Genomic DNA, 22,841 nt, shown 5'->3' on the forward strand with positions numbered 1-22,841 from the left:
TAAAATGATTGAAAAAACTATTATTAAACAGACACATTTGATAAAAAAGACGGTTCGTATTGAGGTAGAACAATTGCCTGCTTTATTTGAATATACAGAATATCTGCCATTTGAATTTGGAATTTATAAGGACGGACCGACATTCTTTGAAATTACCCCTTCACAATTTCAAGAAGAAAAACAAACATATGGTGTTTATATTCCAATTAATACAGAGGTTACTTCAACGGAAGATTTTACTTATGTACCGAGCTTAGAAATTAAAGGTGTTCGTAAGCGTGTACCTTTTGAGGAAGGGCTTGATGAACATTTAAATAGTATGAAAGATTATATGAGAGAAGAAGGATTAGTTATTCCTGATAAACTCTTTTTGATTATTACGCCTGTTTATGGACAATTATTTGCAGATATTATTATTCCAGAGGAGAAGTGAGATGACAGAGTTTTTAGAAGGACGTAATCAAACGATAACGTTATCTAACGTTTGGAGTATTAATTATACCGTTGAGGTAGATAAGATAGGTATTGCTTTTAAAGATGCTTTAGATAGTATCACGACTGCTGGTTACACACTAAAGACTGACCTATTTTATTCAACACCACAAGTAGAAGGACATGATGGTGTGTTAGATATCACGGTTTATCTGCCTGTGAATGAAGACTATTTAGGAGAAGAGGTTGAATTAGCAGAATTTAATAGCTATTTTTCAATTCCCACCATGTATGGTGTTCGCATTTCGAGTACAAAACCTGAAGATTTTGATAAGGCTTTGGATAGGCTGCAAGCAATGTTATTAGAAGATAAGTGCCAAGAAGCTTCGCCAATCTTTTTCATGTCTTCAAAGATTAATGGAACTGTTTATACAGACATTAGAATCGGTGTTCGTTTTGAGTAGAGTTAAAAAACAACAGGAAGAAATTATTTTAGAACGTTATCACGGTCCATTAATTACAAATGGTGTGGAATTAGGGCATATTAAAATAGTTCCATGGTTGAATTTGATATTTTCAAGTCTTTTTTATATTTTTAATTCTTTAATGGGGTATGATGTAGATTCAGAATTCGTTAAGCGAGTGTTCTTGATTTGGTTGTGCATAGACATATTATCTATAGTATATTCTTTTTTTGATTCCATTATTGTGAAACATCAAGTTTTTACCTACATTTTGTTAATTATTAACTTTGTAAATCTTTTATTTTCTTTAAATTATATGGGATTTATTCTGGCAACATCGGCAGAAGGTACAGGTAATTTTTTCTCAAGTAACCTTTTTGTTATGGGAAACGCACTACTAATAACACTTATTTCTCTCATCATGACATTCTTTGTCTATCCGTACTTTTACAGACGTGACCGTCTAACAAATGGTGCTTATCGTGAAAAGGAATCGAAATTTAATAGTGAGGATAATAAGTTATTCTCAAGTAATTTTTTGCTTATCTTCGGTTTAGTTGTTTTTGTTCCACCACTTTTAACAGGTTACTTGGAGAATGTATTTGGGCTTGTTATCGGAATACTATTTTCACTTGTTTTTCCAGCTTTGGTAGTAGACGCTTTTTATGCGGCGCTTTATGCCAAACAACATCCAGAAGAGATTGATGAGCTTTAAGAAAATTCATTAGGCAGAATGTACGCTATCATTATAATTTTCGTATCTTTGCCAATATGATTTGGCTGTTTATAGAAATGAATTTGTTCTTTCTTTCAGTATATACTCCTACTTTTACTGTCTGGGGAGTTTTATTTCTCTTTATATTAGTTATTATGGCAGGGTATGTAATGGTAAATACACAGTTAAGACGACTTAAGCGTATATTATATGGTGAAGATAATCCGATTTCTGCTATGGAAAGAATTGTAAAAAAAATATCTATTTATGGTATGGGAATATTAGGTATAGGTGTTATTATAAATATAATAACGAAGTTATTCTCAGTAAATATTGCCGAAAGATTAGAGTATTTTCTATTTTCTTTAGTCTGGCCAGTCGGTAATCTTGCATTTTTAGTATTATTTATATTCGTAGAGCTGTCTCACTTTCTTCCAGCCTACTACAAACTTAAATATCCCGAACTATATCGTAAATATGAAGGGAAATCCGTTGAGGAATGGTACGGTAAAAAATATTTGAAAAAACACACACTCTCCTCATAACCTCAAGCTATTCCTATGTTTTGGTTGACCGTTTGGAAGCAATATGATATAGTTATTGTATTAATGATATAATACGGAAAAGTTAAATTTACGGTTTCCTGTGTTTTTCTGCTTATACAGAAAGTGGGTGCTTATGAAAATTTTTCTCAATGTTCTCAAAGTTTTAGGGATTATTTGTTTGTCTCTTACCTGCAACTCTATTCCGATAGTGTTGTTGTGGGTTCAAAATGACTTGTCAACTCCGATTAAATGGTTGTTAGGAATTGCTTATGTGATCTTTATCCTAGCGGTTATTTTTTTCCTTTGGAAAAAGTTGTCTGCACATGATAAGGAAAACTTATTTAAACAGCCAATTAAGCTTAAAGATTTCGGCTTTGTTGTGCTTTACTGGTTGGCCGCACGTATTATTGCCGCTGGAGGAACGGTGATTATCACTGCCTTAACAGGAGCGTCTTCGACAGCAAATGATGAATCTCTAATGAGTGTGGCCACTTACTTTAGTGGTGGTTTCTTTTTCTACACTGTGTTATATTGTTTATTAATTGGTATTTTTGGTCCCATTATCGAGGAAATGGCTTATCGTGCTTTTCCAACCTACCTTCTGTTTAACGGAAAATTAACTTGGGTAACAGGTGTCGTCACAACAGCCATTTTTGCGCTACCACACGCAACGACTATTCTTGAATTCATCCTTTACTTTGGCATGGGAAGTGCTTTTTACCTTGCTTATCGTCGTCGTGGCAATATCAAAGATTCGATGTTGGTGCACATTCTCAATAATATTCCAGGGGCAGTCCTATTTTTGCTCTTACCATTCGTTTAATATATTAAATAAAAATCCTTTGAAATGCTTCCAAAGGATTTTCTTATGCTTAAAAAGTGTTAGGATTTTGGAGTGACAGACTTAACCATTTTGGTAATTTCTTTGTTAAAGCCTAACCTTTCATAAAAGGAAATGGCTTTTTGATTAGCGCTAAAAACGTCTAAAACAAGTTCTGTGCAATGCTGTTCTCTACACCAATCTTCTGCTTTTGTCATCAATAGTTGCCCAACTCCCTGACTTTTTTGCGGTTGAAAGCACAGCGATAGCTTCAATGTAAGCAACTTTTTTTGAGTGAAATAATTTTTTAGGCTACTCATTTCTAAGTAGCCTAAAAATGCCCGTTTGATTCCGCGACAAAAATATTAGAAGCGTTGCTTGCTATCGATTTTTGTGCAAGTTCTAATTGCTTTTGAGTCATAACATCACGGTCGCGATAGGTTAAAAAGTCTATCTCGTTAAAACGTGAAGATAAAGCTAAAATTTGAGGAGCATGTTCTGATTTAAAAGCTCTAATTTGCATGATTAACCTCTTTCTGATTTGAAGTTTTATTGTCGTCAACATTCAGATAGGTAGAAAGTGGAGCATTGATGAGCCTTAGAAAATCGTCTTTAAATTCATCAGGTGGTGTGGGATTTTCTTGGATAATCCAATTTTTGATAATGACCATGGTCTGTTCGACGATTAATTGGGTTAAAACATCGTCTGGTAAGTGGAATTTCTCACTTTGTGGATGGACGTTTTCCATGCCCCATTTGGTATAAGTAGAGACAATAAATTGCTCAAAAGAAGAGTCAATCGCAGAAGTGTATAGACAAGTAATCCACGTTCTTCCCTCGTAAATGACAGGAAGGACATTATCAGCCACGTAGTTAAATGGGTTGCCGTCTGTCGTCATATCATAATCACTATAAACTTGATGAATCTGCTTATCAATCAGAGTATGTACGTAATCGATAATCTCTTGAAGACTTCGAAAATGTTTCCGATATATAGCTTGACGCGTCAGGCCAGCTTGGCGAGCAATTTCTGACATGGTAAAAGTAGTTTTTTCGGGATTGTTTATAGCCAACTCAAAGAAAGCATTGATAATTCTTTCACGGGTGCACTTTGCCATAGAAACTCCTTTAAATGATGAATAAAACGTTTGCATAAATTATAACTTAGAACTTAAAGATAATCAAATTAAAATAAAGATAAAAAAATAAATTTACACTGTGTAAATTTATAATTCTTTTCATTTTTTAATTTGTATATTAAAATTATTTTGTATATATTTTAAGGTTATTTTAAGGAGGAGACAAATGGCTAAGCTAAGGAAGATACTCATTGCCCTACTATTACTTTGTAGTAGTATTTTCTCTGCTAGAGTAGCATTTGCTGATACCGTAGATATTACTGTTAGTAATACTTCGCTATCTACGAATGCCATTAATGGAGGAACTTCTACGGAATTTTCGTTTGACTTTGCAGTGCCAAATTCAGCAAAATCTGGAGATACAACGGTTATTTCATTACCAGATGAATTAAATTTTCAACGCAATCAAACATTTAACGTTTATGCTTCAGATGGTACAACAGTGGTAGCAACTGCGGTCATTGATACCACAACTAAAACATTGACATTAACTTATACGGATTATGTTGATACGCATGATGATGTTACAGGACATCTCTCAATGAATGTTGTTGTGGATAGAACAGTTGTAACAGAGGCGACAACAGTACCAGCAACAGTAACGATAAATGGAACAACGACTATTACGATTAGTAGTGGTGGTATTAATTATACTGTTAGTACCGGTGATAGCGATGATATTGACTTTTGGAAATATGGAGTCAGTTATAGTGATGACGAAGTCATGTACTTGATTAATGTCAATACATCTGCAGCTACTGTATCTAATGTCGTTATTTCTGATACGATTAATTCTGCTGGATTGGAATATGTAGATGGAAGTTTTGAAATATTTGAAGGGACTTGGTATAAAAATGCTCAAAATTATTGGGCGCTAGGTGGTTCAACGAATGTTACTAGCAATTATAATATTGAGCTTTCTGCTGATAATACCTCTTTTTCAATTAATCTTGGAACAATTTCTAAAGGGTATATGATTAGATATAGAGTTAAAGCTAACTATACTCTTATTAACGGTGAGCAACTTAGTAATTCGGCGACTTATTATTCTGAAAATACTGCACTAAATAATGCTGATAATACTTTTACGTATCAAGGGGCTTCTGGCACAGCGAGCGGTTATAACTATAGTTTAACCGTTCAAAAAGTGAATGAAGCTGGCGAAGCGCTTGCTGGAGCTGAGTTTACAGTAACACGTGAATCAACTGGACAAGTTGTTGGGACTATTACGACTGGTTCAGATGGTACTGCGACAATCAGTGGATTGTTAAAAGATAATTATATTATCACAGAAACCAAAGCACCGACAGGTTATGCTATTGCAGACCCAGTTACAGCAGAAGCTGATAATTCAACGGTCACAGTAACCGATAAAAAAGCAACTGTTGAGGTGACGGGAACTAAAACATGGGATGACAACAATGACCAAGATGGTAAACGTCCAGATTCGATTATCGTTAACCTACTAGCCAATGGCACAGTCGTTGACACTAAGACAGTAACAGCGGATGACAATTGGACATATGCTTTCTCTGATTTAGAGCAATATGATGCTGATGGTAATGAAATTGCTTACACAGTTTCAGAGGAAATGGTAGATGGTTATACAACAGTTGTAGATGGCTATAATATTACGAATACCCATACCCCAGAAACAACAGAAGTTTCAGGCACGAAAACGTGGGCTGACAATGATGACCAAGATGGTAAACGTCCAGATTCGATTACCGTTAACCTTTTAGCTAATGGTACAGTTGTTGACACTAAGACAGTGACAGCCGACAGTAATTGGAGCTATGTATTTACCGATTTACCTAAATATGCTAACGGTAATGAAATCACTTATACGGTGACAGAAGATGCTGTAGCTGATTACACAACAACTTATGATGGTTACAATATCACTAACAGTTACACCCCGGGTGAAACAAGCATTACAGTCACAAAAGCTTGGGATGATAATAATGACCAAGATGGTATCCGTCCAGACGCTATCCAAGTGCAATTGTACGCAGACGGTGAAAAATCAGGTGACGCGATTACCTTGACAGCAGCTGAAAATTGGACCTATACATGGACAGGTCTTGCGGAAAAAGCAAACAAACAAGACATTACTTATACTGTTGAAGAAGTGTCAGCTGTAGATGGTTATGCAACAACTACAGGTGTGGTTGAAAACGGAAATGTTACGATTACAAATGTGCATAATCCAAGCACAACATCTCTTAAAGTTGATAAAGTCTGGAATGACAATGATGACCAAGATGGTCTTCGTCCGACTTCAGTAACCATTAACCTTTTGGCTAATGGCGAAGTGGTTGATACAGTGGATGTGACACCAAATGCTGATGGTGATTGGACTTATACCTTTACCGATTTAGCAGAATACAGTAATGGTGAAAAAGTTACTTATACCGTTGAAGAAGTCAATACTCCAGAAGGTTATACGTCATCTGTAGACGGCACAACTATTACCAATACCCACACTCCAGAAACAACAGAAGTGTCAGGAACTAAGGTCTGGGATGATAATAACGACCAAGATGGACTTCGTCCAGATTCGATTATTATTAACCTTTTGGCAAATGGTGAAGTAGTGGCTAGTCAAACGGTAACAGCCGATAATGATTGGAACTATGCCTTTACTGATTTACCTAAGTATGACAATGGTAATGAGATTGTTTATACGGTTGATGAAGCAACAACACCAGATGGCTATACGTCATCTGTAGACGGTACAACTATTACCAATACGCACACCCCAGAAACTACCGAAGTTTCAGGCACGAAAACGTGGGATGATAATGATGACCAAGATGGTAAACGTCCAGATTCCATTACTGTGAACCTACTAGCTAATGGTACAGTTGTTGATACTAAGACAGTGACAGCGGATGATAATTGGAGCTATTCATTTACAGACTTACCTAAATATGACAATGGTAACGAAATCACTTATACGGTGACAGAAGATACTGTAGCTGACTATACAACAACTTATGATGGTTACAATATCACTAACAGTTACACCCCGGGTGAAACAAGCATTACAGTTACAAAAGTTTGGGATGATAACAATGACCAAGATGGTATCCGTCCAGACGCTATCCAAGTACAATTGTACGCAAACGGTGAAAAATCAGGTGATGTCATTACCTTGACAGCAGCTGACAATTGGACTTATACATGGACAGGTCTTGCGGAAAAAGCCAATAAGAAAACTATTACTTATACTGTTGAAGAAGTTTCAGCTGTTGATGGTTATACCGCAACAGTTGGTGAGGTTGAAAATGGTAATGTGACCATCACAAATACGCATACGCCAACGACACCAGAAACACCATCATCAGATGAGCCAACAACACCAAGTCAGTCAAATAAAAAATCTGATAAAGAGCAAGATAAAAACATCATTGCAGCTCTTCTCCCGTCAACAGGAAGCCGTAGTGGCTTGGGATTGACAATTCTTGGCTTAGTGCTTGTTATTGCGCTCCTTGCTGGATTGGTTTATCACAAAGTTAAAAAGGCTTAGGAAACTTTTTAACTCAAATAATATACACTTTTAACACTTTAACACCTAGAGGCTGAGATAAAATTCTCAGTTTCTTTGTTTATGTAGTTATAATTTACAAGATACAGTGGTTTGGACTTTAACCAAATGATACTTTGCGCTGCTTAAACAATTTTGGAAATTGTTTAAGGTTGCGGATAAGAGAAACGAAGTATCTCCTACATCTCCTACATCTCGGAAGCTTTAAGAACTCCTTTGATTCTTCTAACAGACCACTGTATTATTAGACTTACGATGACTTAAAGCATCCAGTAGATGCTTTGAGGTCTGAACCTAGAAATTGAAAAGCAAGGAAGCTAAGGAAAATATCAAGAAAGACTTTCTTTTCAGTTTTAAATCTTTACTAAAGATTTTTTCTTTTTATAATCAATAAAAAAGGTTTACATAGTGTGAATTTATAATGATTATATTTCATAATTTTCTGTGATAAAATAAAATTATGGGGGATGGGAAACGATATGAAAGACTAACAAACTCATAAATGCTGTTTATGTTTTAGCTTGCTAGCAGAATACTTTGCATTATTAATCAGTTTAATTATTCTTTTCCTTTAATAGTAGAATTGCTAGTGGTATGTTAGCTTTTCATACGTCCTCTCGTATTTGGTAATACAAGTGACTTTACTAATTTAGAAGTGATGGGGAAATATCTGTGTTCAGGAAGTATGATAAGATATTTGCTACTTCGTTTGTTTTAGCAACTTGTATCACTATATTTTTATTTTTTACCAATGATAATTTTTTTGAATGGTCCTTTACACGTCATCAGAATATTTTGAGTTGGTATATTAGACCGCTGTTTATTATCCCTATTATGATAGGTGCACTAAGAAAATCTTATACAGTTATCTTTGGTTCAATTTTTATCTGTTTACAAGTATGTTTTGGTTTGCAAGACCTGATGAGATAGATGATAGTGTTATAGAATTTTTAAATTTTGAACGAAACTATTTAACAGCAGGGTGGAATTTGGATAAAATTTTTGTGGTAACTGCTGTTATACATTTCTTTATTTTCTTAATTTATACAACGTGGAAATGGTTGCTAGTTGTTATCATCATTAGTGCAATATTAAAAGTTATACATAGTGTTATTTTTGGTGGCAGTAGTGGTTTATTAATTATTAAGCCTGCTATTCTTGGAATTATTATATGTACCTTAGTCATTTGGGGATTTTTTAGAAAAAATGATAAATAATTTTTTGTGAGTTATCAAAAAGTATACATTGTTAAACTATTTGATGATTTTTTATGCTATTTCTTATGAAACGATATTTAAATAATAATTTTAATATCGTTAAGGTATACGGTTACTAGGGAAGGTGAGGGTATGACAAATAATAATCAATTGCCACCGTGGTTAGCGGTGCTGACCGAGAAAGACCTTGATTTCATTAGGCAATTTATTATAAGCTCAGGTTCATTAAAGGAAATGGCGAGCTACTATGATATTTCTTATCCGACTGTTCGATTAAGGCTAGATAAATTGATTCAAAAAGTATCAGGTGATGGTATGGTTGAAGATGATAATTATATTCAGTTGATTAGGCAGTTAGCTTTGGATGGTAAGATGAGCTATGACACGGCTAGAGAGTTGATACTTTCTTATAGGAAAGAACGACGGTATTTATGGTGACACACTGTCAACCGAAAGTGGTTTATATCTAAGGATTCCTTTTGATATAATGAAAATAGGAGAAGCGGTATGGAAAAAATTCAAGTTGAATCGAAATCAGTTAAAAGCTCTTGCGACTATTTTTATGGTCTTTGATAATATTTATCTTCGTTTTGCTGGTTTGCCAAGCATTATTCATTTATTAACTCGATTTGTTGCTCCTTTATTTGCTTGGTTGATGGTTGAGGGATTCTTTCATACCCACTCTCGAAAAGAATATTGCAAAAGGTTGTGGATAGCTGCTGTTTTGATGCAGATTGGTGACTTTATTTCACTGGCTTTGTTGAAAGAAAATGGTATTTCTGACAATATCTTTCTGACCTTAGCGATATCATTTAGTGTGATATGGCTGATTGATACAGCTAAGAAAGCAAAAGGAAATAAAAAAATTTTGCTAAATTTGGGTGCGGTAGCACTTGCTGCTGTGGGCATGGTAATAAGTGAAGGTGGTTTATCCATTATTCCATTTGTTTTTATCACGTATTTGTTTTATCATCAAAAAACAAAACAAGCGGTGGTTTATTTCCTTTATTGCTTTATTCTTTTCTTTACGCTTTATGGTGGCTTGAGTTTAGCCATAAAACAAGGTTTTGAGATGTTCTGTGTGAATTCGGACTGGATGGGATTTTTAGTGATTCCTTTTATGTACCTCTATAATGGTGAAAAAGGGCAATCAAGACCTTATCAAAAATGGTTCTTCTATGTTTTCTATCCTTTGCATTTATGGATTTTAGCCATTATAAGTGTCGTTATAAAGTGAGATTATTTTAGAAGAGGTTGAGGCAAAAGTGCGTAGCCTCTTTGTTTATGCAATCAAAATTGATTATCGTGGAAAGGCAATTTTCGTCGGTCTAAAAATATATTTTCCCCTGAGAATAAGCTGTTTTGAAAAAACATGTTAGATGGTATAATGATGATATGAACAAAGAAAGATTGCATATTGTTTTAAACAAAGACATTATTGACCAGTTGAATCTTGCTAGTGGGCAGGAGCTGGAAGCCGAGTTATACGCTGATAAATTAGTGCTGCAAAGAGAAGAAGAGCCTGAACGGCGTACCCTTTCGAGTTGGGTATTAATTATTGCGACTGTTTTGCTGAGTGTGGTCTTTTTTGCCATTAGTTCTATGCAAAATAGGAGCCAGATTTTATTGGTTGGCGACTACTCGATTATCACCTTTTTGATTGGCTTTGGTGGGGTGCTTGGAATGGCAATTTTCACCATTACCTTCATTCTCAACCGTCATCTGTTTCTGGGTGGGCTGAAAGCGCGTGTTTTCTGGCGGATGCTTCCCGTCATCATCATGTCCTTTACGGTTATTTTATTGTTAGCTTTATTAGGCTTTGGCTGGCTGCTGGAGCAGATTTTTACAGGAGCGTCTTTTGATAAATTAACAGCTACCTTGATTTTAGGAGTTTCGATTTATGCTGTAAGCGCGCTTTGGGGGCAAATAGCAGAGCAGATTAGAGCGACTTGGTTGACGACAGTATTTACGGTTATTATGATTAGCGGCGTCTTTATTTCCATGGCAACCAATAGTTCATTGCAATGGTGGCACTTTAATCTTAGTTTTTTAGGAACAAAAGAAGCTAAAGACAGTTGGCAATTCAATTTGACCTTAATGTTGTCGGCGCTGATTTTAGTTGCCTTGGTTGATTACCTTTTTGTCGCTCTCGGTGAAAAATACGGCAGAAATTGGAAATTACGACTGATGCGTGTGATGCTAACCGTGCTAGGGCTTGATTTGGGCGCTGTTGGCTATTTTCCAAATAATGCCAGCTCACATCTTTTGCACACTCGTGTTGCTGGTTACTTGGTTTTCATTATCATTGCCTTGATTATTAGTGTCAAATGGCTTTTGCCAAATGTGACCCGAGATTTTCTGGTAATGTCATATGTGATTGGCGGCATGTTGGTTGGGCTAGAGGTAGCTTTTGAAGTTATCCATTACTTGTCCTTAACAGCATTTGAAATGAGTGCTTTCTTGTTAGCATTTACGTGGTTGATTAGGCTCATCAATCATTTAGAACGCCTACTCGTTCCAGAAAAGAAAGTCATGACTGTTACGCTTGAATCATTTTAATCTTTTTAACATCATCTCTAAGCTTTTAGTCTGAAAATACGGATGACTAGTGGTTTAGAGATATTTTTTCACATTAAAGCTCTTTTTAGTGGCTAAAAACGTACATTTTGGTGAAAAATGTTGTATTTTTTAGAAAATTCGCAAAAAATGCTTGACAAGGAGAAAAACGGTGGGTATAATGTTAATCAATCAGAAAGTAACAAGGATTTGCTTACAGGGAGCCCGTGGTTGCTGTGAACGGGTAGCAGGTGGTTGTGAAATTGGGCTGATGGTATATTGTTGAAGATAAGAAATAGTTTTCAGGTGAGCACCCCTTATCGTGCAGCTCCTTGCTAGAGGAGATAGAGATGACGGAGTATGATTTTCCGTTAAAATGAGGTGGCACCGCGCTAATAGATTAGACGTCCTCACACAGAAGTTTTTTCTGTGTGAGGTTTTTTGTTTAGCATAAGTGAGTTAGGTAGCAAACTGCGAAAAGATTTCTTAAAAACAAAGTGAAGCAAACGCTGATGAGTTGAGAATTAGTGGTACGCTTCAGGTGGGCACCCCTTATCGTGCAGCTCCTTGTTGGAGGAGATAGAGATGACGAAACTTATTTTTCGTTAAATGAGGTGGCACCGCGCTAACTAGCTTTAGACGCCCTCACACAGAAGTTTTTTTCTGTGTGAGGTTTTTTGTTTAAAAATGGAGGAGAGGTAATGAGAGATTTAGCAACAGTTCGTCAAGAAATAGATAAGATAGACGAACACTTAATCACATATTTAGCTAAGCGACAGCGCTTAGTTGAAGAAGCGGGACTCTTAAAACCTAAAAATGACCTTCAAGCGGTAAATGCACAAGAACGTGTTGAAGAAGTCATTAGAAATTGTTGCGAGCGTGCACGAGCAGCAAATTTATCTCCTCGCGTTGCAGAAGCTATCTGGCGAACGATGATTGGAGCGTTTATAGCGTTAGAGACAGAAGTAAATAGTCAGTCAAAAAAATAGAAAAGAGTTTTTTATGCGAAAAATTTTAACTGCTGATACTTTAACACCTATTCTTGCTTATATGCGAGTTCAAGGTGAGCATAAGGTTATTCTTGAATCAATTCCACGAGAAAAAGAAAATGCGCGTTTTTCAATCGTGGCTTATAATCCCGTTTTTGAAATCAAATATGAAAATGGCGAGTTAACCGAAAATGGTCAAGTCATTACTGGTGACCCACTTGATTATCTTAATCACGTAACGGTCAAAGGAGAAGCTACTGATCTGCCTTTTGGTGGCGGTGCGATTGGTTTTGTCGGTTATGACATGATTAGCCTTTATGAAAATATCGGAGACATTCCTGAAGATACTATTGGAACGCCAGATATGCATTTCTTTGTTTACGAGTCTTATTTGATTTTTGATCATAAGACAGAAAAAGTTTACGTGGTTGAAGATAATATTTACAGTCATCGTGACAATGATGCGACACGTCAAGCGCTTGGTAAGGTCGTCAAAGATTTGCAAACACAAGCGCCAAATGAATTTTCTCCACAGGAATTACATTCTTTAACCTTCAAGCACCATATTGAAAAAGAAAAATTTGAACAGATGGTTGACACGGCTAAGAAACTGATTCGTGAGGGAGATATGTTCCAATGCGTGCTTAGTCAACGTTTCTCAAGCCCGTTTGAGGGTGACCCGCTTGATTACTATCGCAATTTGCGCGTGACAAATCCGTCAAATTATCTCTATTTCTATGATTTTGGCGATTATCAGATTATTGGCGCAAGCCCAGAAAGTTTGGTTTCTGTGAAAAATGGCGAAGTCACTACAAATCCGATTGCAGGCACACGTCCAAGAGGGGCAAACGATGCTGAAGATGCTGCGCTAGCTAAAGACTTGCAAGCTGACATCAAAGAAACAGCTGAGCACCGTATGCTAGTGGATTTAGGACGAAATGATATTGGAAGAATTTCTCAAAACGGTACGGTCAAGGTGACGAAATACATGGAAGTTGAGTATTTCCGTTATGTCATGCATTTGACGAGCGTGGTTAAGGGGCAATTGCTACCAGATGTGCAAAGTATTGATGCTTTGAAAACGACTTTACCAGCTGGTACTGTATCAGGCGCGCCGAAAATTCGTGCTATGAAACGTATTTACGAATTGGAAGAAGAAAAGCGTGGCGTTTATGCGGGAGCGATTGGTTATCTTTCGGCAACTGGTGACATGGATTTTGCCATTGCGATTCGGACAATGATTCTCAAAAATCAAAAAGCTTACGTGCAAGCAGGAGCAGGAATTGTTTATGATAGCGTAGCAGAAAATGAATTTTACGAAACGATTAATAAAGCTAAAGCAATGACACGAATAGGGGATAGCCAATGATTTTACTAATTGATAATTATGATTCTTTTACCTATAACCTAGCACAATATTTGGGAACTTTTTCAGACGTTCAAGTGTTGCGAAATGATGATGCGGCATTGGAAGCAGCTGCTCAAACAGCTGATGCGCTTGTTTTATCACCAGGTCCTGGTTGGCCAGCTGATGCTGGAAAATTGGAAGAAATGATTCGTTTATTTGCTGGAAAGAAACCTATTTTAGGAATTTGTCTTGGGCATCAAGCGATTGCTGAAACCTTTGGTGGAAAGCTCGGCTTGGCTAAAAATGTCATGCATGGCAAGCAAAGCGATATTGAGCTCTTGGCAGAATCACCTGTTTTTTCAAATCTAGCAAATGAATTACCAATCATGCGTTATCATTCGATTGTTGTGACGGAGATGCCAGAAGAGTTTGAGGTCGTGGCAAAAACAACGGACGACCAAGAAATTATGGCAATTCAACACAAGAACTTGCCAATCTATGGGCTTCAATTTCACCCAGAAAGTATTGGCTCACCAGACGGGCTTCAAATGATTGAAAACTTTGTGCGATTGGTTGTTGAGAAATAAAGTGAGGAAAAACAATGAAAGAACTTTTTAATCAAATTGCTAACAGAGAAGATTTATCCGAAGAACAAGTTGAGGCACTTTTTGATGGCATTTTAAATAATGATGTCTCAGAAAGCGAGATTGCAGCTTTTCTCATGGGGCTTAAGGTTAAGGGAGAAATGCCTTCTGAAATTACTGGAATTGTGCGTGCGCTTAAAAGTCATGCGGTCGATTTACCGCAAGTATTTGACGACGCCATGTGTAATTGTGGCACAGGTGGTGACCAATCTTACAGTTTTAACATTTCAACAACAGCTTGTTTTATCCTAGCAGCAGGTGGTATCCGCATGGCTAAGTTTGGAAATCGTTCGGTTTCATCAAAATCAGGTTCTGCCGATGTCCTTGAAGAATTGGGAATCAATATCACAGCCTCACCAGAGACGCTTTCTAAAGCACTAGACGAAGTTGGCGTTGCCTTTATCTTTGCGCAAACCATGCTTCCTGCTATGCGTTTTATTGGTCCAGCTCGTCAGGTTCTAGGAATCCCAACGATTATGAATATTGTTGGACCTTTGGCAAATCCACTTGACCTTGAAACTCAATTAATGGGTTTGTATCGTGCAGATTTGCAAGAAACGGCTGCGCAAGTTATGCAAAAACTCGGTCGTAAACGTGCCATTATCATTACTGGTCCAAATAACATGGATGAAGCAGCGCTATATGGTACCAATACCTATACGCTTTTAGATAATGGCAAGATTAGCCAACATCAGTTTACTTATCAAGACCTTGAAATGCCAAAAGTTGAACTTGATGATATTGTTGGTGGAGATGCCAAGCAAAATGCAGAGATTTTGCTGAGTGTTCTTCAAAATGAACCTAGCCCTTACCTTGAAACAACGGTATTGAATGCTGGACTTGGCTTTTATGCTAATGGAAAAGTGGATAGTTTAGAAGAGGGTGTTGCCCTTGCTCGTCAGTTGATTGCAGACGGTTCAGCCCTTGCTAAGCTTCGCCAATTACAAGAGGTGCAAATATGAGTAAAGAATTTCTCCCAACTATCTTGAAGCAAAAAGCAAAAGAAGTGGAAGAGTTAGAAACGGAATCCTTACAACCACTTCGTGAGACTTACAAGCTGTATGACTATCTCAAAAATAATGCCAAGAAACTTCAAGTGATTGCTGAAGTCAAAAAAGCTAGTCCTAGCCTTGGTGACATTAACCTTGATGTTGACATTGTCAAACAAGCTAAAACTTATCAAGATAGCGGTGCGGCAATGATTTCGGTGCTGACAGACCCTTTCTTCTTTAAAGGTGACATTGATTACCTCCGTCAGATTTCTAGTCAAGTGAGTATTCCAACACTTGCCAAAGATTTCATTATTGATGAAAAACAAATCATTCGTAGTCGTAATGCAGGAGCAACAGTGATTTTGTTGATTGTGGCAGCTTTGCCAGAAGCTCGTTTGAAAGAGCTTTATGATTTTGCGACAGGGTTAGGACTAGAAGTTTTACTCGAAACGCATAATTTACCTGAATTGGAAGTCGCACATCGCATTGGTGCTAAAATTATCGGCGTTAATAACCGTAATTTAGTGACTTTTGAAACAGATATTAATACCAGCTTAGAATTATCAGCGCATTTCAAAGAAATGCCAGTTTATATTTCAGAATCAGCTATTTTCACCAAAGACGACGCTGCCTTGGTTGCCCCATTTTTCAATGGCATCTTAGTTGGCACGGCATTGATGAAAGCAGATAATGTTTCTGAAAAAGTGAAGGAGTTGCAAATTGACAAAGGTTAAAATTTGCGGGCTTTCAACACAAGCAGCCGTTGAACAGGCAGTCAAAAGCGGAGCAGATTATATCGGTTTTGTCTTTGCCAAAAGTAAGCGGCAAGTTGGCATAAAACAAGCTAACTATTTAGCACAGTTTATTCCAGAAACTGTCCAGAAAGTGGGTGTTTTTGTAAGTCCAACATTGGTGGAACTTCAAGAAGCGATTACTAAAGTGCCTCTTGATTTTGTACAAATCCATGGAGATTTTGAAGAAGAGCTCTTTAAGAAAATTGATGTTCCAAGTATTCGTGCCATTCCTGTCCAAAAAGCACTGGAAGAAATTGATAGTCAAGCGGATTATTTATTATTTGACGCCCCCTTGGCTGGTTCGGGCAAGACATTTAATTGGGAATTGTTAAAAGATAAGAAAATCACGAAGCCATATTTTTTAGCAGGCGGATTAACTGTCGATAATGTCCAGCAGGCCATAACTTTCTTTCATCCTTACGCTGTTGACGTTTCTTCTGGTGTTGAGACGGATGGTGAAAAAGATTTATTGAAGATTGCAAAATTTATAGAAAGTGTGAAAAAATGAGCTATAACCAACCAGATACTAATGGATTTTACGGAAAATTTGGTGGACAATTTGTTCCCGAAACACTGATGACTGCGGTTATCGAACTTGATGAAGCTTACCGCGAAGCTAAGGCAGACCCAAGCTTTCAAGAAGAACTCGATGCGCTTTTGAAAAATTATGTCGGTCGTGAAACACCGCTTTATTATGCAGAGCGTTTAACAAAACATATCGGCGGTGCGAAAATTTACCTCAAACGTGAAGACCTTAACCACACAGGTGCTCATAAAATTAATAACGCCCTCGGTCAAGTTCTTCTTGCTAAACGAATGGGTAAAAAGAAAATTATTGCCGAAACGGGTGCTGGTCAACACGGGGTTGCAACAGCAACAGCAGCTGCACTTTTTGACATGGAATGTACGATTTATATGGGTGAAGAGGACGTGAAACGCCAAGCACTCAATGTTTTCCGTATGGAATTGCTAGGCGCTAAAGTCTTTTCTGTAACTGATGGTTCACGCGTTTTGAAAGATGCCGTAAATGCAGCCCTTCGCGCGTGGGTAGCTAATATCGAAGATACACACTATATCATGGGGTCAGCTCTCGGACCTGCACCTTTCCCTGAAATGGTTCGTGACTTCCAATCTGTTATCGGTCAAGAAGCAAAGAAACAATATGCAGAGATTTCAGGAGGAAAATTGCCTGATGCTGTCCTAGCCTGTGTTGGCGGTGGTTCAAATGCGATTGGTCTTTTCTATCCATTTGTCGAAGATGAATCAGTTGCTCTTTACGGTGCTGAAGCAGCAGGACATGGACTTGATACTGAAGAACACGCTGCAACATTTGCCAAAGGACGTATAGGTATTTTGCATGGTGCTTTGATGAATGTTTTGCAAGACCGTCATGGACAAATCATGGAAGCTTTCTCAATCTCAGCTGGTCTTGATTATCCAGGCGTTGGTCCAGAACATTGCCATTTCAAAGACATTGGTCGTGCAACATACGATTCTATTACCGATGATGAAGCACTTGAAGCATTCATGCTTCTATCACGTTTGGAAGGGATTATTCCAGCTCTCGAATCAAGTCATGCCATTGCTTTGACTCAAAAAGTGGCTAAGGAATTAGGACCAGATAAATCAATCATTGTTTGTCTATCTGGACGTGGTGATAAGGATGTTGTGCAAGTAAAAGAACGTTTGGAAGCAGAAGGGAAATAGACTATGACTAAGACACTCACAAAACATCTTGAAAACATTGGAGCAAGCGGTAAAGGAATTTTTGTGCCATACATTATGGCAGGAGACCACGAAAAAGCTTTAGACGGTTTGTTTGACACCATTACTTTTTTGGAAAATAGCGGAGCTTCTGCTATTGAAGTGGGCATTCCATGGTCAGACCCCGTTGCTGACGGACCAGTCATTGAATTGGCAGGGCAAAGAAGCTTGGCTAACGGTGTGAATTTAACAGCGATTGTTCAAAAATTACAAGAAAAACAAACGACAGTTCCTTTGGTCATCATGACTTACATCAATCCTGTCTATCAATACGGCATTGAGAAATTTATTGCTGACTTGAAAAATACGTCTGTTAAAGGGTTGATTATTCCTGATTTACCACACGAACACGAAAATATGGTAAAACCATATCTTACCGACACAGATATTGCGCTTGTGCCACTCGTTAGTCTGACAACAGGTATTGAACGTCAAAAAACGTTATGTAAAGATGCTGAAGGCTTTATCTATGCCGTTGCTATTAACGGTGTTACTGGTAAAACTGGCAATTATCGTGATGATTTGGATAAACATTTGACCAATCTTAAAACCATTGCAGACATTCCTGTTTTAACAGGTTTTGGTGTCTCAACTCCAGCGGACATTGAGCGCTTTAACAAAGTATCAGACGGTGTTATTGTCGGAACGAAAATTGTTAGAGACTTACACGAAGGAAAAACAGATGATGTTGCTGACTTCGTCAAATACGGCTCAAATTATCAAAAATAAACTCATTTCAGCAAAAAAAAACAGAGATTCCTTTGATGTGGAGTCTCTGTTTTTAATTTATTTTATTTAGAACAAATCAATGATGAGTTTTAAATTGAGCAGTGTTAATACAATAGCGACGAGATAGCCGAGAATAGTGTTCCATTTGGCATTGACAAATTCTCCCATAAGTTTGCGGTTTGATGTGAAATAAACCAATGGAAAGATTGAAAATGGCAAAGCTACCGAGAGAAAAACTTGTGAGTAAACAATGAGTTGGTCAAGGACACTTTCGCGACTACCATAGAGCACAGCCACAATCATAACGGGAGCAAGAGCAGCCAAACGTGTCACCAAACGGATAACCCATTGTGGCAAATGGAGTTTCAAAAAGCCTTCCATGACAATTTGTCCAGTTAGCGTGCCTGTAATGGTTGAATTTTGCCCACTAGCAAGCAAAGCGATAGCAAATAAAGTTGATAGAGCAGCACTAGCAACACTACCTGCAATTTCAGAATTTTGAAGAGCGTCATACATTTGTGAAAATGCGTTGATTTCACTAGCATGCCCATAAAAGAGTGAAGCTCCTAAAATGAGCAATAGGGAATTAACCACAAAAGCAAGCGAGAGTTGAATATTGGAATCCCAAGTCATGAAACGCACAGCTTGTTTAATGGAATCTTGACTCTTATAATTAACTTTTCGAGTTTGTGAGATAGAAGAATGGAGATAAAGATTATGTGGCATAACTGTCGCCCCAATAATCCCCAAAGCTAATGTCAATTTACTATTAACGCCACTTTGTTTTAAATCTAAAATCGACGCATTAGGGAGATAGCCGTGCAAAATTCCTGAAAGACTTGGCTTTGATAAGATGACCAAGTAAAGGAAAATAATCAAAATCGTTGCAATCAAGGTCGATACGATAGCCTCAATTTTACGGAATCCCAATTTCATCAAAGATAAGAGAATAAAGACATCTAAAATCGTGATGAAAATCGAGAATAACAAAGACCAACCAAAAAGTAAATGAAGAGCGATTCCCGAACCAATGACTTCAGCCAAATCTGTCGCCATTAATGCTAATTCAATCACAATAAAAAGTAAGTAGCGGAGCTTCTTTGGCAAATGTGCAGCTGTTGCTTGAGCCAAATCCAATTTGGTCACGATACCTAATTTTCCAGCCATTTGTTGCAACTGCATCGCAATCAAAGATGAAACAAGGATAACAGACAAAAGCAGGTATTTATAAGTTGCTCCACCGACTACGCTAGTAATCCAGTTACCAGGATCCATATAACCAACGGCAACCAGAGCTCCTGGTCCAATAAAGGCTCTAAGGGTACGCCAAAATGAGGCATTTTTTGGGACAGCAATACTTTGATTAACTTCACTGAGTGATTTTTGGTAATGTGTAGAAGTTTCCAAGGCACTACCTCTTTTCTAAATCTCTTATTAATGCCTATTATAGCAGAAAATTTTAAAAAATAAAGCATATTTAATTAAAAAATTAAGTATGGTTAAAAATAAACAAAATTAGGTATCCTAAAAATAAAAATGGCACAAAGGGAATCCGTTTATTTGTCTGGAAAAAGTAGTAAATAATACCTGAAAGAGAGCCAAGCTCGATAATCCATAAAATAGTTTGAAGGTCAAGAAGCAGACTCAAACTGGCAAGGTAGAAAAAATCACCGCTACCGATTTTCAAATCAATCAGCTCTGCCATTATCCCAAAAGCCAAAAGAATAATAGCTAGCGCATTAATCGGCGTGACAAAAAGCAAAAAAATACTTGGAAGGAGCCAAACCAACAATGGAAACTCTTGACGTTTCAAGTCATAAAGACTAAGAGTTGTGCTAAAAAACAAGATAAAAACTTGGTCGAGTGAGAGAAGTGCGCAATAGTAAAGTACGACAATGACCCCAAAATAAAGCTCTAACAGCCCATACCAGAAAGGAATTTTGGTGTGGCAAAAACGACAACGTGAATGATTTATCAGTTGAGAAAAAATGGGAATCAAATCACGAACGGCAAGTTGTTTTCCACAAGAATCACAATGACTGGCAGGAAAAATGATTGATTTTTCAGGAAATCGATCAACGATTAAACTAAGAAAAGAAGCAATAGAAGCCCCTAGAAAAAAGAATAATAAAATGTCCATACTAGTTTATTCGAAAAATAATTAAAAAAGTGAGCATATTATTTGCTCTTTATTTAGAATTATTCTAAAATAGCATTGTAAAGTAAAGGATGAGAAATCCTAAAATGTCATTTGACGAGGAGGTTTACTATGACTCAAACAATCACTGAAAACATTTACGCATCTGTAACACATAATATCTCACAAAAATCAACTGCTAAAAATGCTAAAACAAAAGCTGTTCTTAACCAAGCGGTTGCTGATTTGTCAAAAGCTGCCTCAATTGTTCACCAAGTTCATTGGTATATGCGTGGAGCAGGCTTCTATTACTTGCATCCAAAAATGGACGAATTGATGGACGGTCTTAACGCTTCATTGGACGAAATGAGTGAACGTTTGATTACAATCGGTGGTGCTCCATATTCAACGTTGAAAGAATTTGACGAAAATTCTAAACTTGAAGAAACAACTGGTTCATTTGATAAAACAATGGATGAACATTTGGCACGTTTGGTTGACGTTTATACTTACTTGTCAGCACTTTACCAAGTTGGGCTTGATGTCACTGACGAAGAAGGTGACGCACCTTCTAACGATATTTTCACAGCTGCCCAAGCAGACGCTGAAAAGACAATCTGGATGCTCCAAGCCGAACGCGGACAAGCACCAGGAATCAAATAATTTTCAAAATAGATAAAAAAAACGTCCAGTGGACGTTTTTTCACTCGCCTAGAAACAACAAAGCAGGTCGCATGACCTGCTTTTAGTTTATGTTAAAAGTATGTAAAAACCAGAGAAACCGATTGCATATTCTTATTGAAAATGCTTGCTTTTTTTGATAAAATGCTTCATATGAAAACATTATATGATGTGCAACAATTGTTGAAACGATTTGGTATTTATGTCTATATCGGTAAGCGTCTTTATGATATTGAAGTCATGAAACTGGAATTAGAAAAATTGTATGAAAATGGGTTGATTGACAAGACGGATTACCTGACAGCTGAATTGATTTTGCGACGTGAGCACCGTTTAGAAATGGAGAAAGAAAATAATGACTAAAAAACTTTTAGGGATTGACCTTGGTGGGACAACGATTAAATTCGGTATCCTAACACTTGAGGGAGAAGTGCAAGAAAAATGGGCAATTGACACGAATATCCTTGAAGATGGTAAACACATTGTCCCTGATATTGTTGAATCAATTAAACACCGTTTGAATCTTTACGGTTTGACAAAAGATGATTTTGTAGGTATCGGTATGGGGTCTCCAGGTGCTGTTGACCGCGCTAAAAAAACAGTTACAGGTGCTTTCAACTTGAACTGGGCACACACTGAAGAAGTCGGTTCAGTTATCGAACGTGAACTTGGCATTCCATTTGCTATTGATAACGATGCAAACGTAGCTGCACTTGGTGAACGTTGGACAGGTGCTGGCGCAAACAATCCAGATGTTGTTTTTGTAACACTTGGAACTGGTGTTGGTGGCGGTGTTATCGCTGACGGTAACCTTATCCACGGTGTCGCTGGTGCTGGTGGAGAAATTGGTCACATGAATGTTGAACCAGTTGATGGATTTGAATGTACTTGTGGTAACAAAGGTTGTCTAGAAACAGTTGCTTCAGCAACAGGTGTTGTGCGTGTGGCTCGTCATTTGGCTGAAGAATACGAAGGTGATTCAAGCATCAAAGCTGCCATTGACAATGGTGATGCGGTGACAAGTAAAGACATCTTTGTCGCTGCTGAAGCGGGTGACCATTTTGCCGATTCAGTTGTTGAAAAAGTTGGTTTCTATCTTGGTCAAGCAACAGCAAATATCGCAAACATCTTGAACCCAGATTCAGTTGTTATCGGTGGTGGTGTTTCAGCGGCAGGCGAATTCTTGCGTAGTCGCGTTGAAAAATATTTTGTCAGCTACGCTTTCCCACAAGTGCGCAAAACAACAAAAATCAAAATTGCCGAACTTGGAAATGATGCTGGTATCATTGGTGCAGCAAGTCTTGCAAGTCAATTTGTAGATTAAG

26 protein-coding genes are annotated in these 22,841 nt (G+C 37.4%); 21 read left to right on the plus strand and 5 right to left on the minus strand.

What is annotated here, in order from left to right:
- Positions 1–4: 4 nt before the first annotated feature.
- From BTR42_RS03430 to BTR42_RS03450, 5 genes are all read left to right on the plus strand, one after another.
- A complete protein-coding gene (locus BTR42_RS03430; RefSeq protein WP_013642785.1) occupies positions 5–433 on the plus strand; it encodes a hypothetical protein in 429 nt (142 codons plus the stop codon).
- A 1-nt stretch (position 434) separates the two neighbouring features.
- Complete coding sequence (locus BTR42_RS03435) at positions 435–896, plus strand: DUF5085 family protein (RefSeq protein ID WP_013642786.1); 462 nt, start codon at positions 435–437, stop codon at positions 894–896.
- Positions 850–1,611 (plus strand): hypothetical protein, encoded by a 762-nt coding sequence (locus BTR42_RS03440; protein WP_013642787.1) that lies wholly within the window; start codon positions 850–852, stop codon positions 1,609–1,611. The genes BTR42_RS03435 and BTR42_RS03440 overlap by 47 nt, the downstream gene beginning before the upstream one ends.
- A 155-nt stretch (positions 1,612–1,766) precedes the next feature.
- A complete protein-coding gene (locus BTR42_RS03445) occupies positions 1,767–2,156 on the plus strand; it encodes a hypothetical protein (protein WP_237394388.1) in 390 nt (129 codons plus the stop codon).
- A 133-nt stretch (positions 2,157–2,289) separates the two neighbouring features.
- On the plus strand, positions 2,290–2,979 hold the full coding sequence (locus tag BTR42_RS03450) for a CPBP family intramembrane glutamic endopeptidase (protein WP_077496428.1): 690 nt from the start codon (positions 2,290–2,292) through the stop codon (positions 2,977–2,979).
- Between the two features lie 59 nt (positions 2,980–3,038).
- Here BTR42_RS03450 and BTR42_RS12965 read toward each other — a convergent pair whose 3' ends face one another.
- Genes BTR42_RS12965 through BTR42_RS03465 form a run of 3 tightly spaced genes read right to left on the minus strand, consistent with a single transcriptional unit; the run spans position 3,039 to position 4,094 of the window.
- A complete protein-coding gene (locus tag BTR42_RS12965) occupies positions 3,039–3,296 on the minus strand; it encodes a GNAT family N-acetyltransferase (protein ID WP_077496430.1) in 258 nt (85 codons plus the stop codon).
- 11 nt (positions 3,297–3,307) lie between these two features.
- Positions 3,308–3,499: a hypothetical protein gene (locus BTR42_RS03460; RefSeq protein WP_077496432.1), complete on the minus strand. Its 192-nt coding sequence runs from the start codon at positions 3,497–3,499 to the stop codon at positions 3,308–3,310.
- Positions 3,489–4,094 (minus strand): TetR/AcrR family transcriptional regulator, encoded by a 606-nt coding sequence (locus tag BTR42_RS03465; RefSeq protein ID WP_077496434.1) that lies wholly within the window; start codon positions 4,092–4,094, stop codon positions 3,489–3,491. The genes BTR42_RS03460 and BTR42_RS03465 overlap by 11 nt, the downstream gene beginning before the upstream one ends.
- A 187-nt stretch (positions 4,095–4,281) precedes the next feature.
- Between BTR42_RS03465 and BTR42_RS03470 the strand changes: the two genes are divergently transcribed.
- From BTR42_RS03470 to trpA, 13 genes are all read left to right on the plus strand, one after another.
- Complete coding sequence (locus BTR42_RS03470; RefSeq protein ID WP_077496436.1) at positions 4,282–7,647, plus strand: Cna B-type domain-containing protein; 3,366 nt, start codon at positions 4,282–4,284, stop codon at positions 7,645–7,647.
- 917 nt (positions 7,648–8,564) lie between these two features.
- The gene (locus BTR42_RS03475) at positions 8,565–8,882 is read left to right on the plus strand and encodes a hypothetical protein (protein WP_013642795.1); all 318 of its coding nucleotides are present in this window, start codon (positions 8,565–8,567) and stop codon (positions 8,880–8,882) included.
- 132 nt (positions 8,883–9,014) lie between these two features.
- Positions 9,015–9,320: a DUF2089 family protein gene (locus tag BTR42_RS03480; protein ID WP_012961603.1), complete on the plus strand. Its 306-nt coding sequence runs from the start codon at positions 9,015–9,017 to the stop codon at positions 9,318–9,320.
- Positions 9,321–9,369: 49 nt separating this feature from the next.
- The gene (locus BTR42_RS03485) at positions 9,370–10,119 is read left to right on the plus strand and encodes a TraX family protein (RefSeq protein ID WP_077496438.1); all 750 of its coding nucleotides are present in this window, start codon (positions 9,370–9,372) and stop codon (positions 10,117–10,119) included.
- A gap of 158 nt (positions 10,120–10,277) precedes the next feature.
- A complete protein-coding gene (locus tag BTR42_RS03490; RefSeq protein WP_077496440.1) occupies positions 10,278–11,441 on the plus strand; it encodes a permease in 1,164 nt (387 codons plus the stop codon).
- Positions 11,442–12,139: 698 nt separating this feature from the next.
- Positions 12,140–12,427, plus strand: coding sequence for a chorismate mutase (locus BTR42_RS03495; RefSeq protein ID WP_043878524.1), 288 nt, complete (start codon positions 12,140–12,142; stop codon positions 12,425–12,427).
- 13 nt (positions 12,428–12,440) lie between these two features.
- Complete coding sequence (gene trpE, locus BTR42_RS03500; protein ID WP_009853663.1) at positions 12,441–13,796, plus strand: anthranilate synthase component I; 1,356 nt, start codon at positions 12,441–12,443, stop codon at positions 13,794–13,796.
- Entirely contained in the window at positions 13,793–14,362 is a 570-nt protein-coding gene (locus tag BTR42_RS03505) for an aminodeoxychorismate/anthranilate synthase component II (protein WP_009853664.1), read from the plus strand. The genes trpE and BTR42_RS03505 overlap by 4 nt, the downstream gene beginning before the upstream one ends.
- A gap of 14 nt (positions 14,363–14,376) precedes the next feature.
- The gene (gene trpD / locus BTR42_RS03510; protein ID WP_077496442.1) at positions 14,377–15,381 is read left to right on the plus strand and encodes an anthranilate phosphoribosyltransferase; all 1,005 of its coding nucleotides are present in this window, start codon (positions 14,377–14,379) and stop codon (positions 15,379–15,381) included.
- Positions 15,378–16,145 (plus strand): indole-3-glycerol phosphate synthase TrpC, encoded by a 768-nt coding sequence (gene trpC / locus BTR42_RS03515; RefSeq protein ID WP_009853666.1) that lies wholly within the window; start codon positions 15,378–15,380, stop codon positions 16,143–16,145. Before trpD ends, trpC begins: the two co-directional genes overlap by 4 nt.
- Entirely contained in the window at positions 16,132–16,713 is a 582-nt protein-coding gene (locus BTR42_RS03520) for a phosphoribosylanthranilate isomerase (RefSeq protein ID WP_009853667.1), read from the plus strand. Before trpC ends, BTR42_RS03520 begins: the two co-directional genes overlap by 14 nt.
- Positions 16,710–17,912, plus strand: coding sequence for a tryptophan synthase subunit beta (gene trpB, locus BTR42_RS03525; RefSeq protein ID WP_061458945.1), 1,203 nt, complete (start codon positions 16,710–16,712; stop codon positions 17,910–17,912). Before BTR42_RS03520 ends, trpB begins: the two co-directional genes overlap by 4 nt.
- Before the next feature lie 3 nt (positions 17,913–17,915).
- Positions 17,916–18,698 (plus strand): tryptophan synthase subunit alpha, encoded by a 783-nt coding sequence (gene trpA, locus BTR42_RS03530; protein ID WP_077496444.1) that lies wholly within the window; start codon positions 17,916–17,918, stop codon positions 18,696–18,698.
- 66 nt (positions 18,699–18,764) lie between these two features.
- Here trpA and BTR42_RS03535 read toward each other — a convergent pair whose 3' ends face one another.
- On the minus strand, positions 18,765–20,105 hold the full coding sequence (locus BTR42_RS03535) for an Nramp family divalent metal transporter (protein ID WP_009853670.1): 1,341 nt from the start codon (positions 20,103–20,105) through the stop codon (positions 18,765–18,767).
- A gap of 82 nt (positions 20,106–20,187) precedes the next feature.
- Positions 20,188–20,838, minus strand: a complete 651-nt coding sequence (locus tag BTR42_RS03540; RefSeq protein ID WP_061458947.1) for a prepilin peptidase — start codon at positions 20,836–20,838, stop codon at positions 20,188–20,190.
- Between the two features lie 129 nt (positions 20,839–20,967).
- On the opposite strand from BTR42_RS03540, the gene BTR42_RS03545 reads away from it, so the two are divergent.
- From BTR42_RS03545 to BTR42_RS03555, 3 genes are all read left to right on the plus strand, one after another.
- Positions 20,968–21,498 (plus strand): Dps family protein, encoded by a 531-nt coding sequence (locus BTR42_RS03545; RefSeq protein WP_009853672.1) that lies wholly within the window; start codon positions 20,968–20,970, stop codon positions 21,496–21,498.
- Between the two features lie 171 nt (positions 21,499–21,669).
- Positions 21,670–21,879, plus strand: coding sequence for a YqgQ family protein (locus BTR42_RS03550; RefSeq protein WP_012961615.1), 210 nt, complete (start codon positions 21,670–21,672; stop codon positions 21,877–21,879).
- A complete protein-coding gene (locus tag BTR42_RS03555; RefSeq protein WP_009853682.1) occupies positions 21,872–22,840 on the plus strand; it encodes an ROK family glucokinase in 969 nt (322 codons plus the stop codon). The genes BTR42_RS03550 and BTR42_RS03555 overlap by 8 nt, the downstream gene beginning before the upstream one ends.
- Position 22,841 lies beyond the last annotated feature (1 nt).

Origin of the sequence: Streptococcus gallolyticus subsp. gallolyticus DSM 16831 (assembly GCF_002000985.1) — a bacterium.
Classification (GTDB): Bacteria; Bacillota; Bacilli; order Lactobacillales; family Streptococcaceae; genus Streptococcus; species Streptococcus gallolyticus.

What these genes read in the sequence shown, in the direction of transcription:
- BTR42_RS03430 (WP_013642785.1), top strand. Translation starts at nt 5, where the DNA reads ATGATTGAAAAAACTATTATTAAACAGACACATTTGATAAAAAAGACG.
- BTR42_RS03435 (WP_013642786.1), top strand. Translation starts at nt 435, where the DNA reads ATGACAGAGTTTTTAGAAGGACGTAATCAAACGATAACGTTATCTAAC.
- BTR42_RS03440 (WP_013642787.1), top strand. Translation starts at nt 850, where the DNA reads ATGGAACTGTTTATACAGACATTAGAATCGGTGTTCGTTTTGAGTAGA.
- BTR42_RS03445 (WP_237394388.1), top strand. Translation starts at nt 1,767, where the DNA reads ATGGCAGGGTATGTAATGGTAAATACACAGTTAAGACGACTTAAGCGT.
- BTR42_RS03450 (WP_077496428.1), top strand. Translation starts at nt 2,290, where the DNA reads ATGAAAATTTTTCTCAATGTTCTCAAAGTTTTAGGGATTATTTGTTTG.
- BTR42_RS12965 (WP_077496430.1), bottom strand. Translation starts at nt 3,296, where the DNA reads ATGAGTAGCCTAAAAAATTATTTCACTCAAAAAAAGTTGCTTACATTG.
- BTR42_RS03460 (WP_077496432.1), bottom strand. Translation starts at nt 3,499, where the DNA reads ATGCAAATTAGAGCTTTTAAATCAGAACATGCTCCTCAAATTTTAGCT.
- BTR42_RS03465 (WP_077496434.1), bottom strand. Translation starts at nt 4,094, where the DNA reads ATGGCAAAGTGCACCCGTGAAAGAATTATCAATGCTTTCTTTGAGTTG.
- BTR42_RS03470 (WP_077496436.1), top strand. Translation starts at nt 4,282, where the DNA reads ATGGCTAAGCTAAGGAAGATACTCATTGCCCTACTATTACTTTGTAGT.
- BTR42_RS03475 (WP_013642795.1), top strand. Translation starts at nt 8,565, where the DNA reads ATGTTTTGGTTTGCAAGACCTGATGAGATAGATGATAGTGTTATAGAA.
- BTR42_RS03480 (WP_012961603.1), top strand. Translation starts at nt 9,015, where the DNA reads ATGACAAATAATAATCAATTGCCACCGTGGTTAGCGGTGCTGACCGAG.
- BTR42_RS03485 (WP_077496438.1), top strand. Translation starts at nt 9,370, where the DNA reads ATGAAAATAGGAGAAGCGGTATGGAAAAAATTCAAGTTGAATCGAAAT.
- BTR42_RS03490 (WP_077496440.1), top strand. Translation starts at nt 10,278, where the DNA reads ATGAACAAAGAAAGATTGCATATTGTTTTAAACAAAGACATTATTGAC.
- BTR42_RS03495 (WP_043878524.1), top strand. Translation starts at nt 12,140, where the DNA reads ATGAGAGATTTAGCAACAGTTCGTCAAGAAATAGATAAGATAGACGAA.
- trpE (WP_009853663.1), top strand. Translation starts at nt 12,441, where the DNA reads ATGCGAAAAATTTTAACTGCTGATACTTTAACACCTATTCTTGCTTAT.
- BTR42_RS03505 (WP_009853664.1), top strand. Translation starts at nt 13,793, where the DNA reads ATGATTTTACTAATTGATAATTATGATTCTTTTACCTATAACCTAGCA.
- trpD (WP_077496442.1), top strand. Translation starts at nt 14,377, where the DNA reads ATGAAAGAACTTTTTAATCAAATTGCTAACAGAGAAGATTTATCCGAA.
- trpC (WP_009853666.1), top strand. Translation starts at nt 15,378, where the DNA reads ATGAGTAAAGAATTTCTCCCAACTATCTTGAAGCAAAAAGCAAAAGAA.
- trpB (WP_061458945.1), top strand. Translation starts at nt 16,710, where the DNA reads ATGAGCTATAACCAACCAGATACTAATGGATTTTACGGAAAATTTGGT.
- trpA (WP_077496444.1), top strand. Translation starts at nt 17,916, where the DNA reads ATGACTAAGACACTCACAAAACATCTTGAAAACATTGGAGCAAGCGGT.
- BTR42_RS03540 (WP_061458947.1), bottom strand. Translation starts at nt 20,838, where the DNA reads ATGGACATTTTATTATTCTTTTTTCTAGGGGCTTCTATTGCTTCTTTT.
- BTR42_RS03545 (WP_009853672.1), top strand. Translation starts at nt 20,968, where the DNA reads ATGACTCAAACAATCACTGAAAACATTTACGCATCTGTAACACATAAT.
- BTR42_RS03550 (WP_012961615.1), top strand. Translation starts at nt 21,670, where the DNA reads ATGAAAACATTATATGATGTGCAACAATTGTTGAAACGATTTGGTATT.
- BTR42_RS03555 (WP_009853682.1), top strand. Translation starts at nt 21,872, where the DNA reads ATGACTAAAAAACTTTTAGGGATTGACCTTGGTGGGACAACGATTAAA.